The following is a 24168-nucleotide window of genomic DNA, read 5'->3' as shown; positions in this document are numbered from 1 at the left end:
CCATCCCCGCCGAGATCGGCGGCGGCTTCGGCGGCAAGACCATCGTCTATCTCGAACCGCTCGCGACGCTGCTCGCGAAAAAGTCCGGCCGCCCGGTGAAGATGGTGATGACGCGCGAGGAAGTGATGCGCGCGACCGGTCCCACTTCAGGCTCGAAGAGCACGGTGAAGATCGGCGCCACCAGGGACGGCAAGATCGTTGCCGCCCACGGCACCTTCTATCTGCAGGCCGGCGCGTTGCCGGGCTCGCCGATCCGTGGCGCTGCCGGGTGCAGCTTCACGCCCTACGACATCCCGAACCTGCTGTCGGAAGGCTATGACGTCGTCTCCAACCGCTCGAAGGTCGCGGCCTATCGCGCGCCGGGTGCGCCGATCGGCGCTTACGCGGTCGAATGCGTGCTCGACGAGGTCGCCGAAGCGCTGAAGATGGACCCGCTCGACTTCCGCCTGAAGAACGCCGCGAGGGAAGGCACCAAGGCCGCGCACGGCCCGACCTTCCCGCGCATCGGCTATGTCGAAACCATCGAAGCCGCGAAGAATTCGGATCACTACAAGGCGCCGCTCGGCAAGTTTCAGGGCAGGGGCGTCGCATCCGGCTTCTGGTTCAACGCCGGCGGTGAGTCCTCGGCGCAGGTCAACATCACCGAGGACGGCAACGTCGTCGTCACGACAGGCCATCCCGATATCGGCGGCTCGCGCGCCGGCATCGCCAACATCTGCGCCGAGCTGCTCGGCATCGACTACCGCCGCGTCTCCGTCATCATCGGCGATACGCAGACCGTCGGCTTCTCCAACCTGACCGGCGGCAGCCGCGTGCTGTTCGCCTCCTCGATGGTGGTGACGCAGTCGACCGAAAAGATCATCCAGACGCTGCGCGAGCGCGCGGCCAAGATCTGGGAGATCGATCCGGAAGCGGTGAAGTGGGAGAACGGCGCGGCGCATCCGGTCAGCCCGAATGCCGGCCAGTTCGAGCCGCTGACGCTGAAGGAACTCGCCGACAAGGCGCCCGCGATGGGCGGCCCGATCGGCGCCGGCGTGCAGCTCAACACCACGGGCGCCGACGGCGGCTTCGGCACCCATGTCTGCGACGTCGAGGTCGACGTCGATCTCGGCATCGCGCGCGTGATCCGCTACACCGCCGTGCAGGATGTCGGCCGCGCCATCCATCCCGGCTATGTCGAGGGCCAGCTTCAGGGCGGCGTCGCGCAGGGCATCGGCTGGGCGCTGAACGAGGAGTACATCTACACCAAGGACGGCAAGGTCGATAATCCCGGCTTCCTCGACTATCGCATGCCGGTTTGTTCGGACCTTCCGATGCTCGACTGCATCATGGTCGAAATCCCGAACCCGAAGCACCCGCAGGGCGTCAAGGGCGTCGGCGAAGTGCCGCTGGTGCCTGTGATGGCGGCGGTAGCGAACGCGATCTACAACGCGCTCGGCAAACGCTTCTACGCGCTGCCGATGTCGCCGCCAAAGGTGCTGGAGAAGCTCGACGAGCCGACCCGGCAGGCCGCGGAGTAAGAGCGAGATTCGTAGGGTGGGTTAGCCGTCCCCGTCGCGCCGTAGCTCAACGAGCGAAGGCGGAAAGGCGCAACCCACCATTCTCGCCGAACGACGGCGGCGGATTACGCTTGCGCTAATCCGCCTTACTGACTTGCGCGGAGCCAGCGACGCCAATGAACGACGTGCTTCCCTTCCGCACCATGGCCTACAACAACGCCTGGGCCAACCACCGGCTGCTCACGGCCTGTCTCGCGCTGTCGCCGGAGGAATTCACCGCGAAGCGTACCGGCTTCTTTCCAACCCTGCGCGCCACGCTCAACCACATCCTGATCATCGACCACTTCTACGTCGATGCGATGGAAGACGGCACGCTCGGCCCTGCGGCCTGGGCGAACCGGGAGCCTTGTGCGACCGTGGCTGCGCTAAAGGACGCTCAGGCCGCAGTCGACCGACGCCTGCTCACCATCGTTGAAGCGCTCGACGCCGCTGGATTGCAGCGCGTCGTCTCGGTGCATCGCGGCACCTCCATCCAGAGCGAACGGATGGATCGCCTGCTCCTGCATCTGTTCCAGCATCAGGTGCATCACCGCGGCCAGGCCCACGCTATGCTCAGCGGCACCTCGGTGAGCCCGCCGCAGCTCGACGAGTTTTTCTCGGCGGGCGAAGCGCCGCTGCGGGCGGCGGAATTCGCCGAGCTGGGTTGGACGGAAGCGCGGGTGTGGGACGAAAAATCGTAGAGCATACGCCATCATGCACGATCGGAATCCATTGACCACTTCCCCCTTCCACGCCATCCGCGCCGTCGACTACACCGTCATCTTCGTGCGCGACATGGCGGCGATGCGCCGCTTCTATGAGGGCGTGCTGTGTTTTTCCCTGACGCGCGAATTGTCGGCGGGGTGGATCGAATATCAGATCGGCGGCAATACGCTCGCGCTGGCGCGGCCGAGCCGGACGGCGAAGGACGCACCGACGCCTGCGGGGAGCGCGTCGCTGCAGCTTGCGTTCAGGGTGGCGGCCGCGGATGTCGATCGCTGCGCGGAGGAATTGGTGCGGCATGGGGTCGTACTGATGGAGCCGCCGAAGGACCAGCCGTTCGGTCATCGCACGCTGTTCTTCAGGGATCCCGACGGGAATCTGCTGGAGGTGTATGCCGAGATTTAACGCTGCCAGACCTCATCCCGGGGGAGCCTGCGAAGCAGGCGTCTCGAAGGATGAATGGCACCAGCCGGGCCTGCATGTTTCGAGACGGCGCTGAAGCGCCTCCTCACCATGAGGGATTGAGCGAGCAGGGCGGTTTAGCGCCTCAATTCAGCGTCAGCCACGTCAGGCTGACGTCGCTGTTGCAGGTGTTGCAGCGCGCCGGCTGGTTGAAGGTGTTGGCGAGCTGCCATTCCTGGGCTTCGTTGCTCCATTGCGCGGTCGCGTGACAGATGATGTCGTCGGAGCCGCAGGCGGCGCAGACCGGGGTGGTGCGCGCGGCGCGATTGATCACCTTGAGCTCGGCCGGCGGCGCTTGCTGCCGCTCCGGCGCAAGGCGGTCCTGAATGATCTCGAACGGGTTCATCAACTTGACGCGTCGTAACATCGTTCCCTGCATCCACATTTTGCGATTAGGGATTCGCCCCTTCCAAAACTAGCGAATCAGCTCGGCCGTTCCATTGCTAAATTACGCAATCCCCGGGATTTAACTTTGGCGATTCCTTGGGCATTCGGAGGGCATTTCGTGCCGGCTGCTTGATGCATCGCAAGGCTGTTGCGCACCTGTCAGCGTAACAGTCCGTAGAAACCCGGACACAGCCGAAGAGATCGCGATGTCAGGCCTCACCTTGCGAATGTTCGCCGCATCGGCGTGCCTCGTGCTGCTCTCGGGCGCCGCCGCGCAGGCGCTCGATGCACAGCAGCGGCGTGCCGGGGCGACGCTGGAAAACCTGTGCGGGCGATGTCACGCCGTCGGCACGACAGGCGATAGCCCGAATCCGCTGGCGCCGGCGTTCCGCACCTTCGGCGAAAAGCTCTACGACACCGACATGGTGCAGCGCTTGCAGGACGGGCTGACCACCATCCACCCGGAGATGCCGACCTTCCGCTTCAAGCGAGATGATGCTGCCGCCGCGGTGAACTATCTCAGGGCCATCCAGCGCAAGCGTTAAAGTCTGCGGTCCATGTAGACCTTATCCCGAGGCGGCTGTGAACCCATTCCCGCCCGTCATTGCGAGCGCAGCGAAGCAATCCATTGTCGCCTCATGCGCGGAAGGATGGATTGCTTCGCTGCGCTCGCAATGACGAATAACGCCTCACAGCTCCCGCGCATTCGAGAACGCGAACGACGATACCCGTCGCGTGTTCTCGTCCAGGATCAGCGTGCGGGTGATCGGCGGCTCGGCGCGCTGGCTGCAGTTTTCGCGCTCGCAGAGCCGGCAGTTGACGCCGATCGGCGTGCCTTCCGTTTTCTCCAGATCCATCCCCGCGGCGTAGACGAGTTTCGACGCATGGCGGATTTCGCAGCCGAGACCGATCGCAAAGCGCGGCTGCGGCTGCGGATGCGGCGCGATCGGCCGGCGCACCATCTGCGCGATCGAGAAGTAGCGCGTGCCGTCGGTCAGCTCGATCACCTGCTTGAGCAGGCGGTCCGGCGTGTCGAAGGTCGAGTGCACGTTCCAGAGCGGGCAGGTGCCGCCGAACTTCGAGAACGGGAACGTGCCGGAAGAAAACCGCTTGGAGACATTGCCGGCATTGTCGACGCGGAGCAGGAAGAACGGCACGCCGCGCGCGTTCGGCCGCTGCAGTGTGGTGAGGCGGTGGCAGACCTGCTCGAAGCCGGCGTTGAAGCGCTGCGCCAGCACATGCACGTCGTAGTTCAGGGTTTCCGCCGCGCTATGGAACGGCTGGTAGGGCATCATGACGGCGGCGGCGAAGTAATTCGCCAGCGTGATGCGGTAGAGCCGCCGCGGGGTGTCGTCGAGCGGGCCGGCGCGGTTGACGATGCCGTCGATGACAGCGCCGCATTCGGCGAGGCCAATCTGCAGCGCGAGCTGGAACGCGCGGCCAGAGCCGTCGACCAGTTCGGAAATCAGAAGCTGGCGGCGATGGCGGTCGAACCGCCGCAGCGTCTCGCGCATCACGTCGACAGGCATGATGCGGGTGACGATCGAGTGCTTTTCGCGCAGCCGCGCCGCAAGCGAAGCGAACAGCTCCTCCGCGGAGACGTTCAGCTCGTCGCGCAGATTTTCCGCGGCTTGTTCGAGTTCCGGAAAATAATTTCGGTTGGCCTCGATCAGGTCGCGCACGCGTTCGATCGGGTTGGCCTCGAAGCGGGCGCCCTCATCGCGATCGGCCATTTGGGCTGCGACCAGCGTCTCGCCGCGGCGCGCCTCGGTATAGGCGGCGTAAAGCCGCTGCAGCGAGTGCGTCACGCCGGGGCAGAGTTCGGCAAGGTCGCGCAGTTCCTGCTTCGGCAGGTCGATCTGGCGGAACAGCGGATCGGAGAAGATTTCGTTCAGTTCGGCAAAGAAGCGGTCCTCGTCGGCGGTGGCGAGGTCGCGCAGATCGAGGTCATAGGTCTCCGCCAGCCGGAGCAGGATCTGCGCCGTCACCGGCCGCTGGTTGCGCTCTATCAGGTTGATATAGCTCGGGGAAATCCCCAGCCCCTCGGCGATCTGGGTCTGCGACAGGCCGAGCTGCTGGCGGATTCGCCGGAAGCGGGGACCGACGAACAGCTTCTTTCCGGAATCGGCGGCCATGGCGGGTTCCTTGACCTCATTTGTGACAGAAATTACAAAATAACATATATGACAGGTGTAGATGTTACAATACATCACCAATCGAAAACAAGCTATCTGTACGAATTTATGCTTTTGGCGTTTAGCTGTCGGCACGTTTCGCAATGCACTGTCAAGAATGTCGATTGAAGGGATACGATCATGAACTACCAGCCGCGTGGCATCAGCGATCAGGCACTCCAGGGACCGGGCGCCTATCAGAGCCAGGTTGAAGCAGCCAAGGCGCTCCTCGAGACGAAGCCGACCTGGAACGGCGTCTCCGCCGAAGCCGTGGCGCGCATGCGTCTGCAGAACCGCTTCAAGACCGGCCTCGACATCGCCCGCTACACCGCGGCGCTGATGCGCGCCGACATGGCGGCCTATGACGCCGACCCGACCAAGTACACCCAGTCGCTGGGTTGCTGGCACGGCTTCATCGCCCAGCAGAAGCTGATTTCGGTCAAGAAGCATTTCGGCGGCAAGACCGATCGCCGCTATCTCTATCTCTCCGGCTGGATGATCGCGGCGCTGCGTTCCGAGTTCGGGCCGCTGCCGGACCAGTCGATGCACGAGAAGACCTCGGTGCCGGCGCTGATCGAAGAGCTCTACACCTTCCTCCGCCAGGCGGACTCGCGTGAGCTCAACGACATCTTCCGCGCCATCGACGTCGCCCGCAAGGCGGGCGACAAGGCGAAGGAAAAGGAGCTGATCGAGAAGGTCGACAATTTCCAGACCCATGTCGTGCCCGTCATCGCCGACATCGATGCCGGCTTCGGCAACGCCGAGGCGACCTATCTGCTCGCCAAGAAGATGATCGAGGCGGGCGCGTGCGCCCTGCAGATCGAGAACCAGGTCTCCGACGAAAAGCAGTGCGGTCACCAGGACGGCAAGGTGACGGTGCCGCATGAGGTGTTCCTGGCGAAGATCCGGGCCTGCCGCCACGCGTTCCTCGAACTCGGCGTCGAAGACGGTATCGTCGTGACCCGCACCGACTCGCTGGGCGCCGGCCTGACGCAGCAGATTGCTGTCAGCCACAAACCCGGCGACCTCGGCGACCAGTACAACAGCTTCCTGGATTGCGAGGAAGTGACGGCCGCCAATGCCCGCAACGGCGATGTCATCATCAACCGCGACGGCAAGATGATGCGTCCGAAGCGCCTCGCCAGCAACCTCTACCAGTTCCGCGCCGGTACGGGTGAAGATCGCTGCGTGCTCGACAGCATCACCTCGCTGCAGAACGGCGCTGACCTCTTGTGGATCGAGACCGAGAAGCCGCATATCGAACAGATCGCCAAGATGGTCGACCGCATTCGCAAGGTCGTTCCAAATGCGAAGCTGGCCTACAACAACTCGCCGTCGTTCAACTGGACGCTCAACTTCCGTTGGCAGGTCTATGACGCGATGAAGGAGGCCGGCAAGGACGTCAGCAAGTACAACCGTGCCGAACTGATGAAGCCGGAATACGACGATACGCCGCTCGGCATCGAGGCCGACGAGCGCATCCGCACCTTCCAGGCCGATTCGGCCAAGCGCGCCGGCATCTTCCACCACCTGATCACGTTGCCGACCTATCACACGGCAGCCCTGTCGACTGACAATCTCGCCAGGGAGTATTTCGGCGAGCAGGGCATGCTGGGCTATGTGAAGAATGTTCAGCGCCAGGAGATCCGTCAGGGCATCGCCTGCGCCAAGCATCAGAACATGGCCGGCTCCGATATCGGCGACGAGCACAAGGAATACTTCGCGGGTGAAGCCGCGCTGAAGGCGGGCGGCGTCCACAACACGATGAACCAGTTCGGCTAACGGCGGTTGATCAGTCTGGGGTCGATTGAATTCCAGACTGATCGCCTCGCGCAAACAGGAGACTGAAAATGACCAAAGGCAGCAATTTCTGGGTGATCGGCGGCGAGTTCGGCTCGATGAACTTCCACAAGCTGGTGGAAGGCTCGGCCCAGGTCAGGGGCCCGTTCAAGACCCGCAAGGAAGCGGAGGAGTGCTGGAAGGAGGTCTCGGAAGAGAGCCGTCACAAGGCCGGCGTCCGCTTCTCGATCGTCGAAGAGCCCTCGCGCGTCTCGGCCTGAGCGCTGCCGACAACGTCAAAACAGGAAACGTCCCAGGGACAGGCGGCCCATCCGGAAAACCGGCTGGGGCCGTCTTGCGCCCGGTGAGGGCGGGGCGAGCGGCGCCGGCCGCGGCCCCAGAACCCGGTGGATCGCTAACCCATTGCAACTAAACGGCCTTTGCGGACAATGTGGTTACTGATAGGTTAACGGGCTAATCCTTCAGAATAAAAAGGCGGCCCCCGATGGCAGACGCGCAAAATTCCGGCAGTGAGGCCCGCGACATCAGGCAGACACGGCTGCGCGATGCGCTGCGCCAGGCGCGCATCGAGGCCGCCGATCGTACCGGTGTCGTGGTCGAACTGCGCGATGCCGAAGTCGCCCGCCTCGAGATCCTCAACGAGGCGCTCGATCCCCTGTTTTCGGAAGTGCCTGTCCAGGTCGATCTGTTCGATCGCGGCGTCAGCCAGGGCGAGACGCCGCGGCTGTGGATCGACGTCGTCGCGCATGTCGTGATGGGGCGCGACAAGCGCATCTACCGCTTCGTGCAGGACACTCGCTTCGGCCGCATCGTGCTCGCCGAGTCGCATGACGTGCCCGTCATCGTCGATGCCGTCACCGGCTATGTCGCGCGCCGCATGGTCGAGCGCGAGCATGCGATGGTGTCGATGCCGGTGGCCGAGCCTGTCCTCAAGAAGAAGCCGCGCCGCCGCGGCCTCGGTACGTTCGTGCTCGGCTTCCTGCTCGGCGCGGTTGCGCTGTTCGGCCTCGCGCTCTACGCCAGCCTGAACAACTTTTAGGGCTGGAAGCGAACGGGCTGGAAATCGCATCATGACCATACCGTTTGCCATCGCGCTGGTGGCAGCCTTCGCTGCCACCGCCTATTTCTATGCCAAATGGCAGACGCTGCGCCGCGCCGAATACATCCGCACCTTTGACTGGCCGCGCGGGCTGCTCGATCGACTGGAGAAGCGTCGCCCCGGCTTTCAGCGCAAGAACAGCGCGCTGGTCTCGCAAGGCCTGCGGCAATTTTTCCTCGCCTATCTCATGAGCGGCAAGCGCCACGTCTCGATGCCCTCGCAGATCGCCGACGATCTCTGGCACGAATTCATCCTGTACACCCGCGACTACCACGAGTTCTGCCGCCGCGCCTTCGGCGGCTTCCTGCACCACACCCCCGCCGTCGTGCTCGGCGAGCACCGCCAGAGCAACGCGGGCCTGCGCCGCGTCTGGTGGTACTGCTGCAAATACGAGAACATCGACCCGGTGCGACCGACCCGCCTGCCGCTGCTGTTTGCGCTCGACGGCAAGCTCAACATCCGGAACGGGTTCGTCTACCACCCCAATTGCGCAGCGCTGCGCCGGGACGGCAGCGGCGTCGCCTATTGCGGCGGCGACTTCTCCGACTCGTCGTTCGACGGCAGTTCGGACGGCTTTGGCGACACCGGCAGCAGCAGCGGCGACAGCGGAAGCAGTGATAGCGGAGGCGGCGACAGCGGCGGCGGCGGTGATGGGGGCGGCGGCTGCGGCGGTGGCGGGGATTGAGATATCAGCCCGCGCATGCCGCAACTAAAGCAGCGTCGCCTGCTTGATCTGCTTGACGCGGAAATCGGCATCGACCGCGCGCACGGTCTGCACGCAGCGCCATTTGCCGGCGTCGCGCGCGATCGAAAACAGATTGTAGGCCGCGGCCGGATAGTGCCGATGCGGCAGCGCCGATGCCGACGGCACGCCGACGGCGGGGATCTGGCGATCGGCGCCTTCGAGCCACATCGTCGAATGGATGTGGTCGTGGCCATGCAGGACCAGTTCCACGCCGTGCCGCTTCAGCACGCCGCGGAGCGCCATGGAATCGGTCAGCCGCTTCATCCGCGACGTCGAATGCAGGGGGTGATGCACCAGCAGCACCCGGAAGGCTTCGTCCGGCGGCAATTGCGCAAGCTCGCGGTCCAGCGCATCGAGCTGCGTGCGGCCGAGCCGGCCGGTCGCCATCAGCGGCAGCGTCGGCACGGCCGAGGACACTCCGATCAGCGCCAACGGTCCGCGCCGCCGCACGAACGGGAATGGCGCGCCGTTCGCGGCGTCGCCCTGCAGGAATTTTGCGAACGTGCCGCCGAAGTGATGCCGCGTCGCCCGCACATAGGCGTCGTGATTGCCGGGAACGACCGTGACCTGCTGCGGCGTGCCGACGCTTTCGAGCCAGGCCTGCGCCGGGGTGAATTCGGCCTCGAGCGCCAGGTTGACGAGATCGCCGGTCACCGCAATGTGGTCGGGCCGTTGCGCCTGCATGTCGGCGACGAGGGCATCCAGCACTTCGCGGCGGTGATATTTGTGGCGGTTGCGCGTCCAGTTGATATAGCCGAGGGCGCGTTTGCCGGCGAGTTCGCGCAGCCGCGCCGCGGGCATCGGCGGCAGATGCGGATCGGACAAATGCGCCAGCGTGAAGGTGTCGGTCATTCGCGCTCCGCCGCATTGTCTGTGATATAGAGCCGTCGCCCGATCATGTCGGCGATATAAGGATCAAACGTGACACCTGTCCATCCGAGGTTTGAGTGACGGCGCTGCAGCGCTTACGAAAGCGGTTGGAGCCGCCACTGCGGCGGGTATTTCATCTGTATTGGCGGATCGCCCGCGGCATGACGCTGGGGGTTCGCGGCGTGGTGCTCGACGGCGACAACAGGGTGTTTCTGGTCCGGCACAGCTATGTCGCGGGCTGGCACCTGCCGGGCGGCGGGGTCGAGGTCGGCGAGACGTTTCTCGAAGCGCTGCGGCGCGAGCTGGTCGAGGAGGGGCGGATTGAAATGACCGGTGAGCCGGCGCTGCACGGCGTGTTTTTCAACGGCCACGTCTCGCGCCGCGACCATGTTGCGGTCTACATTATCAGGCAGTTCCGCCAGGACCGGCTGCCGGAGCCGAACCACGAGATTGTGGAGTGCGGATTCTACGCGGCGGGAGCGCTGCCGGCCGAGACGACGCGGGGAACGCGGCTGCGGATCGCGGAAGTGCTCGACGGCGTAGCGCAGGTCGCGACCTGGCGCTGACGCGGCGGCCGGTGCGTTGACGTTCAATTCACCTTGTTGATCGAGGCCGCGCCCGGCAGGTCACCGTCCCGGTCGCGCTAAACTTCGCGGCACAACCTGATTTTCTCCCCGACCCACCCGATATTTACGCCATATTATATCATTCCGATCGACATGCTCCCTGGACCCTGCCGCCAGCGCCTGATTGCGGTGTGACGCGCCATGGACGGATCTAATTTGGTGAGCGTGCGATGACGGAGGCGGGCTTGCGGATTGCGGTTCTGGTGCCGTGCTACAACGAGGAAGCCGCGGTGGCCACCGTGGTCGCCGACTTCCGCAAGGCGCTGCCGACCGCCCGGATTTACGTCTACGACAACAATTCCAGGGATCGCACCATCGAGGTGGCGCGTGCCGCCGGCGCGCTCGTGCGCAGCGAGCGCCGCCAGGGCAAGGGCCACGTGGTGCGGCGCATGTTCGCCGACGTCGACGCCGACATCTATGTGCTGGTCGACGGCGACGCGACCTATGACGCGCCGAGCGCGCCGCGCATGATCGACAAGCTCATCAACGAACACCTCGACATGGTGGTCGGCTTGCGCGTCGATCAGTCGGTTGCGGCCTACCGGCCCGGCCACCGCACCGGCAACTGGATGCTGACATCGTTCCTTTCCAACGTGTTCGGCCAGGCGTTCAAGGATATCCTTTCCGGCTACCGCGTGTTCTCCCGTCGCTTCGTCAAGTCCTTCCCGGTGCTGTCGGACGGCTTCGAGATCGAAACCGAGCTCAGCGTGCACGCGCTCGAACTGGCGCTGCCGGTGACGGAGATCGAGACGCCATATTACGCCCGGCCGGAGGGATCGGTCAGCAAGCTCAATACCTGGCGCGATGGTTTCCGGATTCTCGGTACCATCCTGAAGCTGTACCGGTCGGAAAAGCCGCTGCGGTTTTTCACGGTCATCGGCATCTTCCTGATGCTGATATCGATCGGCCTCGCGATCCCCGTGATCGTCACCTTTCTCGAGGAAGGCCTCGTTCCGCGGCTGCCGACCGCGGTGCTGTCGATGGGCCTGATGATCGTGGCGGTGCTGTCGGTAAGTTCGGGGCTGGTGCTGGATACGGTGACGCGAGGTCGCCGCGAAATGAAGCTTTTGACCTATTTGTCCCAGCCGGCCATCGGCAGGGATTGAGGCAATACCGGGATTGCCGCTTCCGGCGATGGACCGCGCCGCAGCCAGATGCTATCCCGCGCCTCATCATGAGCGAACTTGACGTCACCATCCTGGCCGAAACGCCAAAGGACGCGCAGGCCATCGAACGCCTGCACGAGCGCACCTTCGGCCCCGGCCGTTTCGTGCTGAGCGCCTACCGCCTGCGCGAACATGTCGATCACCTGCTCGACCTGTCGTTCACGGCGCGAATCGGCACATTGCTGGTTGGCTCGGTGCGCCAGTTGCCGATCTGCATCGGCGACACGCCGGCCCTGATGCTCGGGCCGTTGACGGTCGAGCCGCCGTTCCGCGGCCGCGGCGTCGGCCGCATGTTGCTGGATCGCTCGCTGCAGGATGCCAGGGCCAAGGGCCATCGGCTGGTCATTCTGGTCGGCGACGAGTCCTATTACCGCCGCGTCGGATTCAACGTGATCCCGAAGGGACGCGCGATCATGCCGGGCCCTGTCGACTACAGCCGTCTGCTGGTGGCGGAACTGGTCGAAGGCGCGTTCGACGGCGTTTCCGGAGATATCCGTCCGGACTGGAGCAAGGCGCGCTCTTAGCGCCGCGGCGAAGAAGTGCTGCGGAGACATTCGCCGCTACCGGAAAAGCCTGCGCCTTCTGGTGCCGGCCACCTGCTTCGGCGCCGATCCCGCACTTCCGGCGGCCTGTTGCAGTTCGTGGCGAAACTCCTCACGCTTCTCGTGGATGGACGCCACGACCAGCCCCATCGCCACTCCGAGGCCAATCAGGGCAGCTTCTGATACCAGCAGGCTTGCCTCGATGGTCTCGGGCACGGCATCGGTCACGCCGATGCCATAGAGGTGCCGCGCGTGGTCGGCATCGCGCGCGCGCGAAACGATCAGTACGTCTTTCCGTAGCGCGCGAACCTGGGCGACAATTTCGTCGATGGCCCTGGGTTCGTTGATCGTGACGATGACGGCGGCGGCCTCCATCAGGCCACAGCTCTTCAGGAACTCCGGGTTCGTCGCATCCCCGTAGAAAACGGTGCGTCCTTGCCGGCGCTGCTCGGGCACGGCCGCGGCGTCGTTATCGACTGCCGTGTATTTGAACTGGTGGCGGTCGAGCATCGTGCAGACGACTTGTCCAACCCGGCCGTGCCCAACGACGATGGCGTGGCCGCTGCCGCCGCTTGGCGCGACGGCAAGCTCGGGATCATGCGGTTTGTCCTCCCGCACCATCGGCGCCAACCGCCGCGCGACATGAGACAGCGCGGGAGTGAGCATCATGGTCAGCGTGGTCAATGCGACGGCAAAGCTCGCGACCTTCGCGTCGACCAGGCCAAGCGTCGTCGCGAGCCCGATGCCCACGAAAGCGAACTCGCCGCCGGGACCGAGCAGCAGCCCGACCTCGAGCGAGGCCGGCCAGGAGAGGCGAAACATCCGCGCCAGGAAAACGAGTATGGTGGACTTGATGGCAATCAGCCCGGCAGCACCGGCGATCAGCCAGACCGGATCGCGGATAATCTGGCCAAAGTCGATGTTCATGCCGACCGTGAAGAAGAACAGGCCGAGCAGGATTCCCTTGAACGGATCGATGGCGGTCTCGATGGCCTTGCGGAATTCCGTCTCCGCCAGCAGCAGTCCGGCGACAAAGGCGCCAAGCGCCATCGAGACGCCGGCCAGGGCGGCGGCGACGCCGGTCGCGACGATGACGAACAGCGTGGTGGCGACGAACAGGTCGCTCATGCCGACCGATGCCACAAGGCGGAACAGTGGACGCATCACGACGCGACCGGCGAACACGATGACCCCGAGCGCGATCGCGGCATGGGTCATCGCGAGCGCCAGTGTCCCGACCACCGAGCCGGAGGCTCCAGCGCCGAAAATCGAGATGAAAAGCAGGAGAGGGGCGACCGCCAGATCCTGCGCGAGGAGAACCGAAAAACTTGCCCGTCCGGCGATCGTATTGAGCCGCCTTTGCCTGCCGAGAATCTCCATGACGATGGCGGTCGAGGACAAGGCGAGACAGGCGCCCAGGATCAGCGGCACCGGAGCCTTGGTGCCTGCCAGCGCGGCAACGATGCCGATCGCCACCGTCGACAGGACGATCTGCAGGCTGCCCAGGCCGAATATCAGGCGATGCATCGCCTTCAATCGTTCGTAGGACAACTCCATGCCGATGAGGAACAGCAGGAACACGACGCCGAGATTCGCAAGGCCGGAGACGTTCGCCGCGTCGACGACGGTGAACCAGTAGAGCAGCGGAAACCTGTCGATGAACGATCCGAGCCCAAGCGGGCCCAGGATCGCGCCGGCGCCGAGATAGCCGAGAACGGGGTTGAAACCGAATCGCCGCACCAGGGGAATGACGACGCCCGCGGTGCCGAGCAGGACGAGCGCGTCGCTGTAGACGTGAACATTGATGGACGAAGTCATCTATTCGGTGCGCATCCGATTCCAGAGGTGGTTTCGCCGGAACGTTAGCTGGTAGCACCAGCTAACGCCACCCCACGGGGCACGGCCATCCTAGAACTTCAGGTTGGCAAACGCGCGCACGCCGAGGCCGGGCATCAAGACCTGGTCCTTGGTGTAGGACACGCTGTTACGGATGTTCTCGTTCAGCAGGTTGTTGCCGACGAGCCCGACCGTCATCTCGCGCGCGCCGAACCAGCTTGCATCAAGCTTGGTCCGGTAGCTGACTTCCGCCTTCAGCAGGTTGTAGCCTGCCGTCGGCGTCTCGCCGATCGGAGCGATATCGTTCTGCGCGAAGGCGTGCAGCAGGTTGATCCGTGTCAGCCAGTTGGCGTCGCGCCAGAACAGGCCGCCGCCGACGCGCACCGGCGGGATGCGCGGGACGTTGGTGCCGTCGCTGAAGGTCGCGCGCACGACATCGAACTGGTTCTCGATGCCCCAGATACCGCCATGGAGCGGACCGACATCGAGCTGGCTCTGGAATTCGCCGCCGCGGAAGGTGGCGTCGCGCTGCGAATAGACCGCCTGGTTCAGTTCGAGGGGATAGGCCGGATCGGCGGGGCCGACGCAGGCGACGTCCTCACAGGTGACGCCGGTGAGACGACGATAGATGAAGCCGTTGAATTTGGTGTAGTAGGCGGTCGCTTCGAACCTGAAAGGCCCGGTCGCTCGCCGTAATCCGATTTCGATCGTCTTGGCGGTCTCCATGCCGAGATCGGGATTGCCGATGTCGAAGGTGGCGGTGGCATCGTGTGCCCCGCGCGAAAACAATTCGGCGGGCTTTGGCGCGCGCTCGACATATTGCGCGGTGATGCTGGCGACCAGTTGGCCCGGCAGGTTCTGGAGCAGGCCGATGCTCGCGCTCTTCGGCGTGAAGTTCAGGTTGCGCGGTGTGGCAGGGCCAATGGCTGTAGGATCGGCGTTGAGGTCGAATACCTCAGGTATGAATGCCGGCGTCGTTCCGCTGAGATTGACATGCTCGATACGGCCGGCGATCTGCGCCTTGGTTGTCTCGGTGAACTTGAACTCGTTGAAGACGTAGCCGGCGATGCGGCTGTTCCTGTTGGGATCCCACAATCCGTTGAGCGGGCTGGTCGGATCGTCCGGGCTTGGTGCCGTCAGTTCCTGATGCCCCGCCTGCAGACCGAAGGCGGTCGTGACAGCGGCAAAGCGCGCGTTGAACGGCGCCATTTGCACCTCGATGCGCCCTTCCTGCTCCTTGTTCGTGAAGGTCTGCCGCACGCCCGTTGAGGAGAGGTCGGCGGGATCGGCGAGCCCGATCTCGTTGTGCTTGTAGTTGGTGGCACCGGCCCAAAATCTCACGGCGTCGATTGCAGCGGCGTCCGGCCGATATTCACCCTTTGCGGTGAATTTGGTCTGATGTGCGTCGATCCGGGTCTGGTGATCGGCGCCGTCGATGCCGGGGATGCGATAGAGCGTGTCGTTCTGCGTGATCGCAGCGCCGATGAAGCCGCCCTGGAAGATATACGAGCCACCGATGGACGCACCGTCCGCCTGCATCGCCGAATTCGGCTGCCGACCGTTGAATGGCTTGGTGGGATCAAACAGATATGGATAGCCCGGAATGCTGTAATCGCTGGCCTTGCGGCCATAGGCGTCGGCGTGGATCGCGAAATTGCCACCGCCGGCATCAAGCAGGATGCCGCCATCGACACCGCGGTCGACGGAACTGACGGCCGTTCGGGTTTCGACCGTGACACATGAAGGTGATCCAGCGCTTGCGAGCGGCGCCTTCGCCGGCAGTCCGTAGGTCTGGAACGGTGCGGCCGCGCATGTTGGCAAGGCGTCCGGGATGCGATTGTTGGTTGCGCTGACGACTCCGCCGATCGATGTCGATCCGTACCGCATCGCCGCCGGACCGCGGATGACTTCGACCTGGTTGGTCGCCAACGGATCGACGGGAACGAAATGGTCTTCGCCGAGATCGGAAGCGCCGCCAGCGTTGGTGCCATTTTCGGTAATGCCGACGCGGTTGACGTCGAGGCCGCGAATGATCGGCCGGCTTGCGGCGCCCGGCGCAAAGGTCGAGCCGGTAATGCCGGGCTTGGAAAAGAGGAGATCGCCAAGCTGGGCCGTGCCCTGGCGGCGAATTTCCTCGTTCGGCACCACCGTGACGGTCGCAAATTGATCCGTGACGATAGGCAGCACGCCTTGTTGAGGCGCGGGAGCGGCCGGCGCCGGTGTGGCTTCCGGCGCGCGCTCGCGGTTGCGGCCGGGCGCGGTGCGGGCAACGCGCACCGGCCTCTGCGAGGGAACGACGGTCCTGCGCCGCACGATCGGGCTTGGCGCCGTCACGGTGATTTCAGGCAGCTGCGTCGAGGAAGGTGGTGTGGCCGCGTCCTGAGCCATCGCATGATTGCCCATCGCGCATAGCAATAGCCAGCTTGCTCCACCGAAATGGGACGCTCGCTTCTTCTTCAGTGTCATTATTCCGATTCCTGATCCCGCCGATCTGCGACGGGTCGATTCCGATTTTCCCTCGGCGGATCAGCCGCGTTGCGGCGATCTCCTCGGGAAGTGCATCAATCAATCGAGATCAGGAGACAGGGGGCCCGCGCGACTGGAACGCGCGATGAGGCGAGCCGAGATGCGCGAACTCGGCGGCGGTGGTGACGTGCAGAGGCTCGACCGCTTGCGGCAGCTCCAGCGACGGCGGCGTGGCGAACAGGAAATTGTTGGCCAGTGCGAGGACGGCGCAGATCGCGCAGTCGGAGGCGTGCCGATCGGTATCGTGGTTGGAAGGTCGCTGCGCGGCCTCGGGCTGCGCCTCCTGCGCAGCCAGCATCGCGGCATCGGCCAGACCGGCCTGAATGGCCGGCGCGGCGCGGACAATCTCCCCGTGGAAATGGCCGAACGACAGCGCGAACTGGATCGCGAGCGCAAACAGCGCCAGCCGCGAGCCGGTCTTCACGTGTTTTCGGAACCAGTTCATCCGGGTCGTCGTCCCCAACGTTATATTATAACATCGGAACGTTCAGAGGATGTCAACCGCAGCCCGGATGGGCTGCGACAAGAACGACCAGCGTTGTGTGATTGATGCAACGATCGGCCACGCTCAGCGGCCCTCGCGCACCCAGGTCGCGGCAAAGGCGCCGAGCAGCAGCAACAGTCCGACCAGCCCGGCGAACATCGGCAGCACGCCGACGCCCTTGACGACGCTGGCGTCGCGCATCTTCACGCCCATCCAGCCATCGCCGTGGAAGATGCCGGAGGCGCGCACCGGCACCACGCGGGGCATGTCGATGCTGCCGCCGTCGGACACGCGGCGTGCGTCGCCGCCGGTCGCCTGCGCCAGCGGCTTCAGCATGTCGGTCGTGGAGGTGACTTCCGAAAACTCCTTCGGGTTGGTCGGCCCGACATTGATCAGCGCCTTCAGCGCGCCGTCGCTGGCCTGCCACAGCCCGAGTTCGTTGGCGGGCAGGGTGGAGCGCCAGGTGCCGGGCTCGCTCGCGGTCAGCGTGAGTTCCCTGGTGGCGCCGCTCGGCGAGGTCACGGTCACCGGCGGCACGTTGTCGGCCATGGTCTGGCGGATGACCACGAGGTCCTTGCCCTGGATCTGCAGGCGCAGCGCCTCTTCGTCCAGATCAGGCTGCTTCATCAGCCAGTGCGACATCCGCCGCAACAGGTCGAGATGCGGCCCGCCGCCTTCATAGCCGCGCGCCCACAGCCAGATGTGGTCCGACAGCAGCAGTGCGACGCGGCCTTCGCCGAACCGCGACAGCAGCAGCAGCGGCTTGCCGTCGGCGCCGGTCATCACCGGCGCGCCGACCGCGTTGCGCGTCTCCACCGTGCGGAAGAAGCGGCTCCAGCGCGGCGGCTCGCTGGCGGAGCCTTCGAGGCCGCGCGTCACCGGATGGCGCTTGCCGGCGTCGCTCAGATGCGCGTAGTACGGCTTCTCGGTAACGCCGACGGGCTCGGCCGGCAGCACGGTGTCGAGCGGCGTGCGCCAGATGCTGGTGGTGGAGGCGTAATCGGGACCGGCGGAGACCAGCACGGCGCCGCCGGCGCGGACATAGCGCGCGATGTTGTCGAAATAGGCGATCGGCAGCACGCCCTGGCGGGCATAGCGGTCGAAGATGATCAACTGGAACTCGTTGATCTTCTGCTGGAACAGTTCGCGGGTCGGAAACGCGATCAGCGACAATTCGTTGATCGGCGTGCCGTCCTGCTTCTCCGGCGGACGCAGGATCGTGAAATGCACGAGGTCGATGCTGGCGTCCGATTTCAGCAGGTTGCGCCAGGTGCGCTCACCGGAATGCGGCTCGCCGGATACCAGGAGCACGCGCAGCTTGTCGCGTACGCCCTCGATCGCGACCACGGCGCGGTTGTTGACCGGCGTCAGTTCGTTCTCGAGCGGCGAGGCCTCGATCTCGACGATGTTCGAGCCGGCATGCTTGATGTCGACTTCGACATTGGCGGTCTGGCCGCTCACCATGTTGCGCTCGCTGATCACCTCGCCGTCGCGGCGGATGACGACCTTGGCGCGCTGGCCGGTGACCCCCTGGTCGTCGAGGCGATAGGTAATCGTCTGCGGCTGCCCGACGATGCCGAAACGCGGCGCGGCCGAAATCGCGACGCGGCGGTCGCGTTCGTCCTTGCGTCCGGTGATGAGCGCGTGCACCGGCGCCTGGAAGCCGACGGCGGCGGCATTGGCCGGAATGTCGTGCACGCGGCCGTCCGTGATCATGAACGCGCCGGCGACACGGTCGACGGGGACATCCGATAGCGCCGAGGACAGCGCGCCGAACAGCTTGGTGCCGTCGGTCTCGCCGTCGGCCTGGCCGGCGTCGACGACGCGAACTTCCAGTCCCTTGATCTTCTTCAGCGTGTCGACCAGCGCCTCCTGGGCCTTGGCCGTCTCCGCGTTACGGGTGCCGAAATTCTGGCTCGAGCTCTTGTCGACCACGACGGCGGCCACCGAGGACAATGGCTCGCGGTCCTCGCGCGTGAAGGAGGGGTTGGCGAGCGCCAGCAGGATCAGCGCCAGCGCCGCGACGCGCACGGCCGCACCACGGGAACGGCCGAGCAGCAACAGCGCTGCGATCACGACGATCGCGGCGAGCGCGATCCACAGCACGATGGACGGAACCAGGGGGGTGAACGCGATGCCGTATTGCATGGTCTACTGCCCCAACCGCTCGATCAGGGCGGGCGCGTGCACCTGGTCGGCCTTGTAGTTGCCGGTCAGCGTGTACATCACGATGTTGACGCCGGAGCGGAACGCGAACTCGCGTTGGCGCGGCTCGCCCGGTGTCAGCGGCAGCATCGGCTGCCCGTCCGGGCGATGCGCCCAGGCGCCGGCAAGGTCGTTCGAGGTGATGATGATCGGCGAGACGCCATCGCCGCCGCGCGCCGGCCGCGAGGCCGCTTCGTCGTCATCCTCGCGCGGCAGGGTTTCGACCCAGGTCTGGCCGGTGGTGAAGCGGCCGGGGAAGTCGCGCAGCAGGTAAAACGTCTTGGTCAGCACGTGCTCGCGCGGCACCGGCTCCAGTTCCGGCACGTCGAGGGAGGAGAGGATCTCGCGCAAGGTCCGCATGCCCGGCGTTTGTGAGGCGCCGTTCTCGCCCGGCGGCGCCTCGATGGCGTCGCGGGTGTCGAACAGCACCGTACCGCCCTGTTTCATGTAGGCGTCGATGCGGTTGATGGCGTCCTGCGGCGGCTTCGGCGCACCCGGCACCACCGGCCAGTAGATCAGCGGGAAGAATGCCAGTTCGTCGCGCGCCGGATCGATGCCGACGGGATCGCCGGCCTCCAGCGCGGTGCGCTGCGCCAGGAACAGCGTCAGTCCGGCCATGCCGGCCTTGACGATGGAATCGACGTCGGCATTTCCGGTAACGACATAGGCAAGGCGTGTCTGCGACACCGCCTTCATGGCGAACTCGTCGTTGCCTGGACTTTGAGCGCGTGTCGGCGAAGGTGTGATGGTCGTCGCAGGCAGGATCAGGGCAAGCAGGACGGCGGCGGTCGCGGTGCGCCGTCGCCACAACGCGGCAAGGCCGGCGCCCATCATCGCGACCACGACCGCGTCGATCAGGAACAGCGCCAGCGACGACGACAGCAGGATGCCGCGCAGATCGCGCGGCTCCGCATTGGTGTAGCTGGCGCGTTGCGCGCGCAGCGAGGACGTATCGAGCGGCGCGATGCGGTCGGCGGGGGCCAGCGTGTTGACCGCGATCGGTCCATCGGCCGGGCCGTAGAAGCCCGGCGGATGTTCGGCGGTGGCGCGGTCGCGATAATCCGCCGGCATCGGCTTGGCGGTCGAGGGCGGCGGTCCGAACGCGCCGAAACCGTCAAGCGTGCGCAGCGGCGCCACCGTCTCGACATTGGTGGTTTCGCTCGCCACGCCCGCACCGGGTTTCGAGGTGTAGCCGGACATGTCGACCAATCGCCGCAGCATTTCGACGAAGCTGCCGGACATCGGCAGGTCCGACCAGCGCGAGTCGGCGCCGACATGGAACAGGCTGACAATGCCCTTGCCGCGATGCTCGCCGGTCACCAGCGGCGTGCCGTCTTCCAGCGAGGCCCAGGTCTTGGTGGCGAGCACCGCGTCCGGCTCGGCCAGCACCTGCCGGTTCACGGTGATGTCCTTCGGCACGGTGAGGCCGGCGAACGGGCCGTCGGCGGCAAAGGACGCCATATGCTGCGGCTTTTCCCAGGTCAGGCTGCCGCCGAGGGTGCGGCCGCCGCGGCGCAGTTTTACCGGCACGAGGTCGTCATCGGCCTGCGCCAGGCGGGGACCCGCGAAGCGCACGAGCACGCCGCCCTGATCGATCCATGCATTCAGCCGCTCGCGAATTTCCGGCGACAGCGTGCCGACATCGGCGAGCACGATCATCGGCAGGCGCTGATCGAGGAACTGCGCGACCACCTGCTGCGGCGCGCCGCGGTCGCCGAGCCGCACGTCGGCGAACGGCGAGAGCGCGCGGGTCAGATAGAAGGTCGATGCCAGCAGCGGCTGGGCGGTGTCGCTGGTGGAGCCGGTGACGACGCCGACCGCGCGCCGCCGCCACCTCTTGTCGAGCAGTTGCACGGCGCCGGCCGACCGTTCGCCTGAGATTTCCAGCCGCGCAATGTCGTTGCGCAGTTCGACCGGCAGATCGAACGAAGCTTCGCTCTCGCGATCCTGCATGCCGAAGGCATAACGCGCCTCGCCGATCGGCGATCCCTTGGCGTCGATCGCGCGAACCACGCCGGCAGCGACCCCACCGGTGGTGCGCAATACCTTGACCGTCATCTTCGCGGCGGCGTTTTCAGCGGCGACCAGCGCCTGCGCCGGCGCCGCGCCGCCCTCGAACAGCGTCAGCTTGCGGTCGCCGATCGTCTTGGCGAGATTCTCGACGAATTCGCTGCCGCGCCCGGTATCGACGCCGTCGGACAGCCAGGCGATCTCGGCATCGCCGGTGGCCTTCAGGAAGCGGTCGAGTGCGGCGAGCGTGTCGACGCGGTCGACCGACCAGGGCTTTGGCGAAATCTGCCGCAACGCGACGCGCGCAGTGCCGGCCGGCATCAACGTAATGTCACGCGCGGGCTCGGAGAGCGGAACCAGCGCGACGCCTCGGCGGTCGTTTTCGGCATTGGCGATCAACTCGTCAGCGGACTTGATCCGCGTGTCCCAGCTTCCTGCGGCGCTCCAGCCGTCGTCGAGCAGAATCACCAGCGGCGCGTTGCTGCCGCCGACGCCGGTCTGCGGATTCCAGATCGGACCTGCCGCGGCGAAAATGACCAGCGCCGCGGCGGCAAGCCGCAGCAAGGTCAGCCACCACGGCGTCCGCGACGGGGTTTCTTCCTTCGGTTTGATGTCGAACAACAGCCGCGTCGGCGGGAACTCGATCCGCCGCGGCCGCGGCGGCATGACGCGGAGCAGCCACCACAACACCGGCAGGCTCAACAGACCCAACAGGAGCAGCGGCTGGGCAAAGGTGAGGGGAAGCCCTGCGATCATGCGCTACGTCCCGCCTTGACGGTTGAGCCGCGCACATTGCCCTTGGCTGTCATCATGCCCGAATGCAGGAACAGCAGGAGTTCGGCGGCGGAACGGCTGGTGGTGTGGGTCGAGAACAGCCAGTCGAGCCGGTTGGTCTCGCTGCGGATCTCGTCGCGATGCAGCGCGACGCGCGCGACATAGTCGCTCGCCCAGCTCTCGGCGCGGCCGGCGGTGATGGCGCCAAAGCCTTCCGGCTCGACGAACTCGACCCGGCCCGCATAGGGGAAGGTCTCTTCGGCGGGATCGACGACCTGGATCAGGGTGCCGTGCGCGCCTGACGCGGAGAGGCCGGCCAGCATGGCGCGGATTTCGCTCATCGGCGACCAGAAATCGGACAGCACCACGATCTCGGCCAGCGCCGACGGAACAAACGACGGCGGCAGGCTCGCGCGCGCCGCGTCGTCATGCAGCATCACCTGCGCCATCTTGTCGATCACGTTGCGACTGGCGGTCGGGTTCATCAGGCCGGGAATGCCGACGCGTTCGCCGCCCGACACCAGCAGTTCGGCCAGCGCGAACGTCACGATCAGGCCGCGCTCCAGCTTGGAGTCGCGCGCGCCCCTGGAGGCAAACGCCATCGACGCCGAACGGTCGGGCCACAGCCACACGGTGTGGGCCGCCTCCCACTCCTGCTCGCGGACATAGAGATGGTCGTCGCGCGCCGAGCGCCGCCAGTCGACATTCTGCGACGGCTCGCCGGAGACGAAGCGGCGGTACTGCCAGAAGCTTTCGCCGGCGCCGGCGCGGCGCCTGCCGTGCAGGCCGTGGATGACGTTGGCGGCGATGCGGCGGGCTTCAAGCACGAGACGGGGCAGCGATGCCGCGAGCGTACGGCTTTCGCCATCGGCACGTCGGATTGCTAGAATCTCCCTGGTCTCGTGGCTGGTCTCTGCGGCCATCAACCGATCCGGGTCTTCAACTGTCTGATCACGTCGGGAATGGTGCGGCCCTCCGCGCGCGCCGAGAAGGTCAGCGCCATGCGGTGCTTGAGGATCGGTTCCGCGAGATCGAGCACGTCGTCGATCGACGGCGCGAGGCGGCCGTCGAGCAGCGCGCGGGCGCGGACCGCCAGCATCAGCGACTGGCTGGCGCGGGGACCGGGGCCCCAGGCGATCAGCTTGTCGCCGCCGCCTTCGGAACTCGGGCGCGCGGCGCGCACCAGCGACAGGATCGCCTCGACGACGCTGTCGCCGACCGGCAGGCGCCGCACCAGCCGCTGCGCCGCGATCAGGATTTCCGCGTTCATCGCCGCCTTGGCGAGCGTCTCTTCGGCGCCCGTCGTTTCGAACAGGATACGGCGCTCGGCGTCGCGGTCGGGATAATCGACGTCGATCTCCATCAGGAAGCGGTCGAGCTGCGCTTCGGGCAGCGGGTAGGTGCCTTCCTGCTCCAGCGGGTTCTGGGTGGCGAGCACATGGAACGGCTTGGGCAGATCATGCCGCGCGCCTGCAACGGTGATGTGCTGTTCCTGCATGGCTTGCAGCAGCGCCGACTGCGTGCGCGGGCTGGCGCGGTTGATTTCGTCGGCCATCAGGAGCTGCGCGAATACCGGTCCGGAGATGAAGCGGAACGAGCGCTTGCCGGACTGGCTCTCGTCCAGCACCTCGGCGCCCAGAATGTCCGATGGCATCAGGTCCGGCGTGAACTGGATGCGCTTGGCGTCGAGTCCCAGCGTGATCCCCAGGGTCTCGACCAGCTTGGTCTTGGCGAGGCCGGGAACGCCGATCAAGAGCGCATGGCCGCCGGACAGGATCGTCACCAGGGTGTTTTCGATCACCCGTTCCTGGCCGAAGATGACGGTGGAGATCGCCTCCTTTGCGGCGCGAATCTGGCCCGACACCTGCTCGGCCGAGCGGACGATCGCGTCCTCGAGCTTCTCGACACCGTCTGCACTCGCCATGTCTTTCTCCTTCAACCACCTGAACCCTTGATGACACCGCTGGTTGCGCTGGCTGCGTCGTCATGACACGAAGTCCCATGCTAAACTCGTGCAAGGGCCATGTATTCGTTGAATTAAACTATCCCCACATTATCGGCATTTCGGGGTATGAACGGCATCACGATATGGCGAACTGATCCGCAATATTACGGACCGGGATCGTCAGGAACACATAGCGATACCTCGTCGATGCGATACCTCGTCGATATCTCATTGGTATCTTGTCGGTACAAGTGCA

At 65.5% G+C, this 24168-nt stretch carries 21 protein-coding genes; 11 read left to right on the top strand and 10 right to left on the bottom strand.

All coding sequences use genetic code 11. From position 1 onward, the window contains the following. The 3 genes from V7E26_RS14280 to V7E26_RS14270 form a co-directional block, all read left to right on the top strand. Positions 1 to 1520, top strand: a 1520-nt coding sequence (locus V7E26_RS14280) for a xanthine dehydrogenase family protein molybdopterin-binding subunit (protein WP_324417000.1), incomplete at its 5' end; no start/stop codon positions are given. A 155-nt stretch (positions 1521 to 1675) separates the two neighbouring features. Then, positions 1676 to 2239: a DinB family protein gene (locus V7E26_RS14275; RefSeq protein WP_324416998.1), complete on the top strand. Its 564-nt coding sequence runs from the start codon at positions 1676 to 1678 to the stop codon at positions 2237 to 2239. A 13-nt stretch (positions 2240 to 2252) separates the two neighbouring features. Further along, positions 2253 to 2666 carry a VOC family protein gene (locus V7E26_RS14270; RefSeq protein WP_324416996.1) on the top strand — a complete coding sequence of 138 codons (414 nt, stop codon included), beginning with the start codon at positions 2253 to 2255 and terminating at the stop codon, positions 2664 to 2666. Positions 2667 to 2808: 142 nt separating this feature from the next. Here the strand turns inward: V7E26_RS14270 and V7E26_RS14265 are convergent, their stop codons facing one another. After that, entirely contained in the window at positions 2809 to 3090 is a 282-nt protein-coding gene (locus V7E26_RS14265) for a hypothetical protein (protein WP_324416995.1), read from the bottom strand. A gap of 226 nt (positions 3091 to 3316) precedes the next feature. On the opposite strand from V7E26_RS14265, the gene V7E26_RS14260 reads away from it, so the two are divergent. Next, positions 3317 to 3655, top strand: a complete 339-nt coding sequence (locus tag V7E26_RS14260; RefSeq protein WP_324416993.1) for a c-type cytochrome — start codon at positions 3317 to 3319, stop codon at positions 3653 to 3655. A gap of 144 nt (positions 3656 to 3799) precedes the next feature. On the opposite strand, the gene V7E26_RS14255 is transcribed toward V7E26_RS14260, so the two are convergent. Continuing rightward, positions 3800 to 5245, bottom strand: coding sequence for a helix-turn-helix domain-containing protein (locus V7E26_RS14255; RefSeq protein WP_324416991.1), 1446 nt, complete (start codon positions 5243 to 5245; stop codon positions 3800 to 3802). A gap of 180 nt (positions 5246 to 5425) precedes the next feature. On the opposite strand from V7E26_RS14255, the gene V7E26_RS14250 reads away from it, so the two are divergent. The 4 genes from V7E26_RS14250 to V7E26_RS14235 all read left to right on the top strand — a co-directional run bounded on the left by V7E26_RS14250 (position 5426) and on the right by V7E26_RS14235 (position 8868). Beyond that, positions 5426 to 7066 carry an isocitrate lyase gene (locus tag V7E26_RS14250; protein ID WP_324416989.1) on the top strand — a complete coding sequence of 547 codons (1641 nt, stop codon included), beginning with the start codon at positions 5426 to 5428 and terminating at the stop codon, positions 7064 to 7066. A 68-nt stretch (positions 7067 to 7134) separates the two neighbouring features. Further along, positions 7135 to 7344 carry a DUF4170 domain-containing protein gene (locus V7E26_RS14245; RefSeq protein WP_028347002.1) on the top strand — a complete coding sequence of 70 codons (210 nt, stop codon included), beginning with the start codon at positions 7135 to 7137 and terminating at the stop codon, positions 7342 to 7344. 224 nt (positions 7345 to 7568) lie between these two features. Then, on the top strand, positions 7569 to 8123 hold the full coding sequence (locus V7E26_RS14240; protein ID WP_324416982.1) for a hypothetical protein: 555 nt from the start codon (positions 7569 to 7571) through the stop codon (positions 8121 to 8123). A gap of 31 nt (positions 8124 to 8154) precedes the next feature. Beyond that, entirely contained in the window at positions 8155 to 8868 is a 714-nt protein-coding gene (locus tag V7E26_RS14235) for a glycine-rich domain-containing protein (protein ID WP_324416980.1), read from the top strand. Between the two features lie 24 nt (positions 8869 to 8892). Here V7E26_RS14235 and V7E26_RS14230 read toward each other — a convergent pair whose 3' ends face one another. Then, entirely contained in the window at positions 8893 to 9780 is an 888-nt protein-coding gene (locus V7E26_RS14230; RefSeq protein ID WP_324416978.1) for a metallophosphoesterase family protein, read from the bottom strand. A 95-nt stretch (positions 9781 to 9875) separates the two neighbouring features. Here V7E26_RS14230 and V7E26_RS14225 point away from each other — a divergent pair, with 95 nt between their 5' ends. The 3 genes from V7E26_RS14225 to V7E26_RS14215 all read left to right on the top strand — a co-directional run bounded on the left by V7E26_RS14225 (position 9876) and on the right by V7E26_RS14215 (position 12114). Further along, positions 9876 to 10364: an NUDIX domain-containing protein gene (locus V7E26_RS14225; RefSeq protein WP_324416976.1), complete on the top strand. Its 489-nt coding sequence runs from the start codon at positions 9876 to 9878 to the stop codon at positions 10362 to 10364. A gap of 230 nt (positions 10365 to 10594) precedes the next feature. After that, positions 10595 to 11530: a glycosyltransferase family 2 protein gene (locus tag V7E26_RS14220; RefSeq protein ID WP_324416974.1), complete on the top strand. Its 936-nt coding sequence runs from the start codon at positions 10595 to 10597 to the stop codon at positions 11528 to 11530. Positions 11531 to 11598: 68 nt separating this feature from the next. Next, a complete protein-coding gene (locus V7E26_RS14215) occupies positions 11599 to 12114 on the top strand; it encodes a GNAT family N-acetyltransferase (protein ID WP_324416972.1) in 516 nt (171 codons plus the stop codon). Positions 12115 to 12150: 36 nt separating this feature from the next. Here V7E26_RS14215 and V7E26_RS14210 read toward each other — a convergent pair whose 3' ends face one another. The 7 genes from V7E26_RS14210 to V7E26_RS14180 all read right to left on the bottom strand — a co-directional run bounded on the left by V7E26_RS14210 (position 12151) and on the right by V7E26_RS14180 (position 23891). Beyond that, entirely contained in the window at positions 12151 to 13950 is a 1800-nt protein-coding gene (locus V7E26_RS14210) for a cation:proton antiporter domain-containing protein (RefSeq protein WP_324416970.1), read from the bottom strand. Positions 13951 to 14040: 90 nt separating this feature from the next. Next, a complete protein-coding gene (locus V7E26_RS14205) occupies positions 14041 to 16434 on the bottom strand; it encodes a TonB-dependent receptor (protein ID WP_324416968.1) in 2394 nt (797 codons plus the stop codon). Between the two features lie 109 nt (positions 16435 to 16543). Beyond that, a complete protein-coding gene (locus V7E26_RS14200; protein ID WP_324416966.1) occupies positions 16544 to 16918 on the bottom strand; it encodes a DUF2946 family protein in 375 nt (124 codons plus the stop codon). Between the two features lie 144 nt (positions 16919 to 17062). Further along, complete coding sequence (locus tag V7E26_RS14195) at positions 17063 to 19126, bottom strand: hypothetical protein (RefSeq protein ID WP_324416964.1); 2064 nt, start codon at positions 19124 to 19126, stop codon at positions 17063 to 17065. 3 nt (positions 19127 to 19129) lie between these two features. Then, positions 19130 to 21946 (bottom strand): DUF4159 domain-containing protein, encoded by a 2817-nt coding sequence (locus V7E26_RS14190; RefSeq protein WP_324417002.1) that lies wholly within the window; start codon positions 21944 to 21946, stop codon positions 19130 to 19132. Further along, complete coding sequence (locus tag V7E26_RS14185; protein WP_324416961.1) at positions 21946 to 22890, bottom strand: DUF58 domain-containing protein; 945 nt, start codon at positions 22888 to 22890, stop codon at positions 21946 to 21948. Before V7E26_RS14185 ends, V7E26_RS14190 begins: the two co-directional genes overlap by 1 nt. Further along, positions 22890 to 23891, bottom strand: a complete 1002-nt coding sequence (locus V7E26_RS14180) for an AAA family ATPase (protein ID WP_324416959.1) — start codon at positions 23889 to 23891, stop codon at positions 22890 to 22892. The genes V7E26_RS14185 and V7E26_RS14180 overlap by 1 nt, the downstream gene beginning before the upstream one ends. Between the last annotated feature and the right edge of the window lie 277 nt (positions 23892 to 24168).

This window comes from Bradyrhizobium sp., from assembly GCF_036735945.1.
Lineage (GTDB): Bacteria > Pseudomonadota > Alphaproteobacteria > Rhizobiales > Xanthobacteraceae > Bradyrhizobium.
This window is presented reverse-complemented; position numbering and strand designations above follow the sequence as displayed.

Excerpts from the sequence above, each read along its gene's own strand:
- V7E26_RS14275 (WP_324416998.1), top strand. The coding sequence starts at position 1,676 with ATGAACGACGTGCTTCCCTTCCGCACCATGGCCTACAACAACGCCTGG.
- V7E26_RS14270 (WP_324416996.1), top strand. The coding sequence starts at position 2,253 with ATGCACGATCGGAATCCATTGACCACTTCCCCCTTCCACGCCATCCGC.
- V7E26_RS14265 (WP_324416995.1), bottom strand. The coding sequence starts at position 3,090 with ATGTTACGACGCGTCAAGTTGATGAACCCGTTCGAGATCATTCAGGAC.
- V7E26_RS14260 (WP_324416993.1), top strand. The coding sequence starts at position 3,317 with ATGTCAGGCCTCACCTTGCGAATGTTCGCCGCATCGGCGTGCCTCGTG.
- V7E26_RS14255 (WP_324416991.1), bottom strand. The coding sequence starts at position 5,245 with ATGGCCGCCGATTCCGGAAAGAAGCTGTTCGTCGGTCCCCGCTTCCGG.
- V7E26_RS14250 (WP_324416989.1), top strand. The coding sequence starts at position 5,426 with ATGAACTACCAGCCGCGTGGCATCAGCGATCAGGCACTCCAGGGACCG.
- V7E26_RS14245 (WP_028347002.1), top strand. The coding sequence starts at position 7,135 with ATGACCAAAGGCAGCAATTTCTGGGTGATCGGCGGCGAGTTCGGCTCG.
- V7E26_RS14240 (WP_324416982.1), top strand. The coding sequence starts at position 7,569 with ATGGCAGACGCGCAAAATTCCGGCAGTGAGGCCCGCGACATCAGGCAG.
- V7E26_RS14235 (WP_324416980.1), top strand. The coding sequence starts at position 8,155 with ATGACCATACCGTTTGCCATCGCGCTGGTGGCAGCCTTCGCTGCCACC.
- V7E26_RS14230 (WP_324416978.1), bottom strand. The coding sequence starts at position 9,780 with ATGACCGACACCTTCACGCTGGCGCATTTGTCCGATCCGCATCTGCCG.
- V7E26_RS14220 (WP_324416974.1), top strand. The coding sequence starts at position 10,595 with ATGACGGAGGCGGGCTTGCGGATTGCGGTTCTGGTGCCGTGCTACAAC.
- V7E26_RS14215 (WP_324416972.1), top strand. The coding sequence starts at position 11,599 with ATGAGCGAACTTGACGTCACCATCCTGGCCGAAACGCCAAAGGACGCG.
- V7E26_RS14210 (WP_324416970.1), bottom strand. The coding sequence starts at position 13,950 with ATGACTTCGTCCATCAATGTTCACGTCTACAGCGACGCGCTCGTCCTG.
- V7E26_RS14205 (WP_324416968.1), bottom strand. The coding sequence starts at position 16,434 with ATGACACTGAAGAAGAAGCGAGCGTCCCATTTCGGTGGAGCAAGCTGG.
- V7E26_RS14195 (WP_324416964.1), bottom strand. The coding sequence starts at position 19,126 with ATGCAATACGGCATCGCGTTCACCCCCCTGGTTCCGTCCATCGTGCTG.
- V7E26_RS14185 (WP_324416961.1), bottom strand. The coding sequence starts at position 22,890 with ATGGCCGCAGAGACCAGCCACGAGACCAGGGAGATTCTAGCAATCCGA.
- V7E26_RS14180 (WP_324416959.1), bottom strand. The coding sequence starts at position 23,891 with ATGGCGAGTGCAGACGGTGTCGAGAAGCTCGAGGACGCGATCGTCCGC.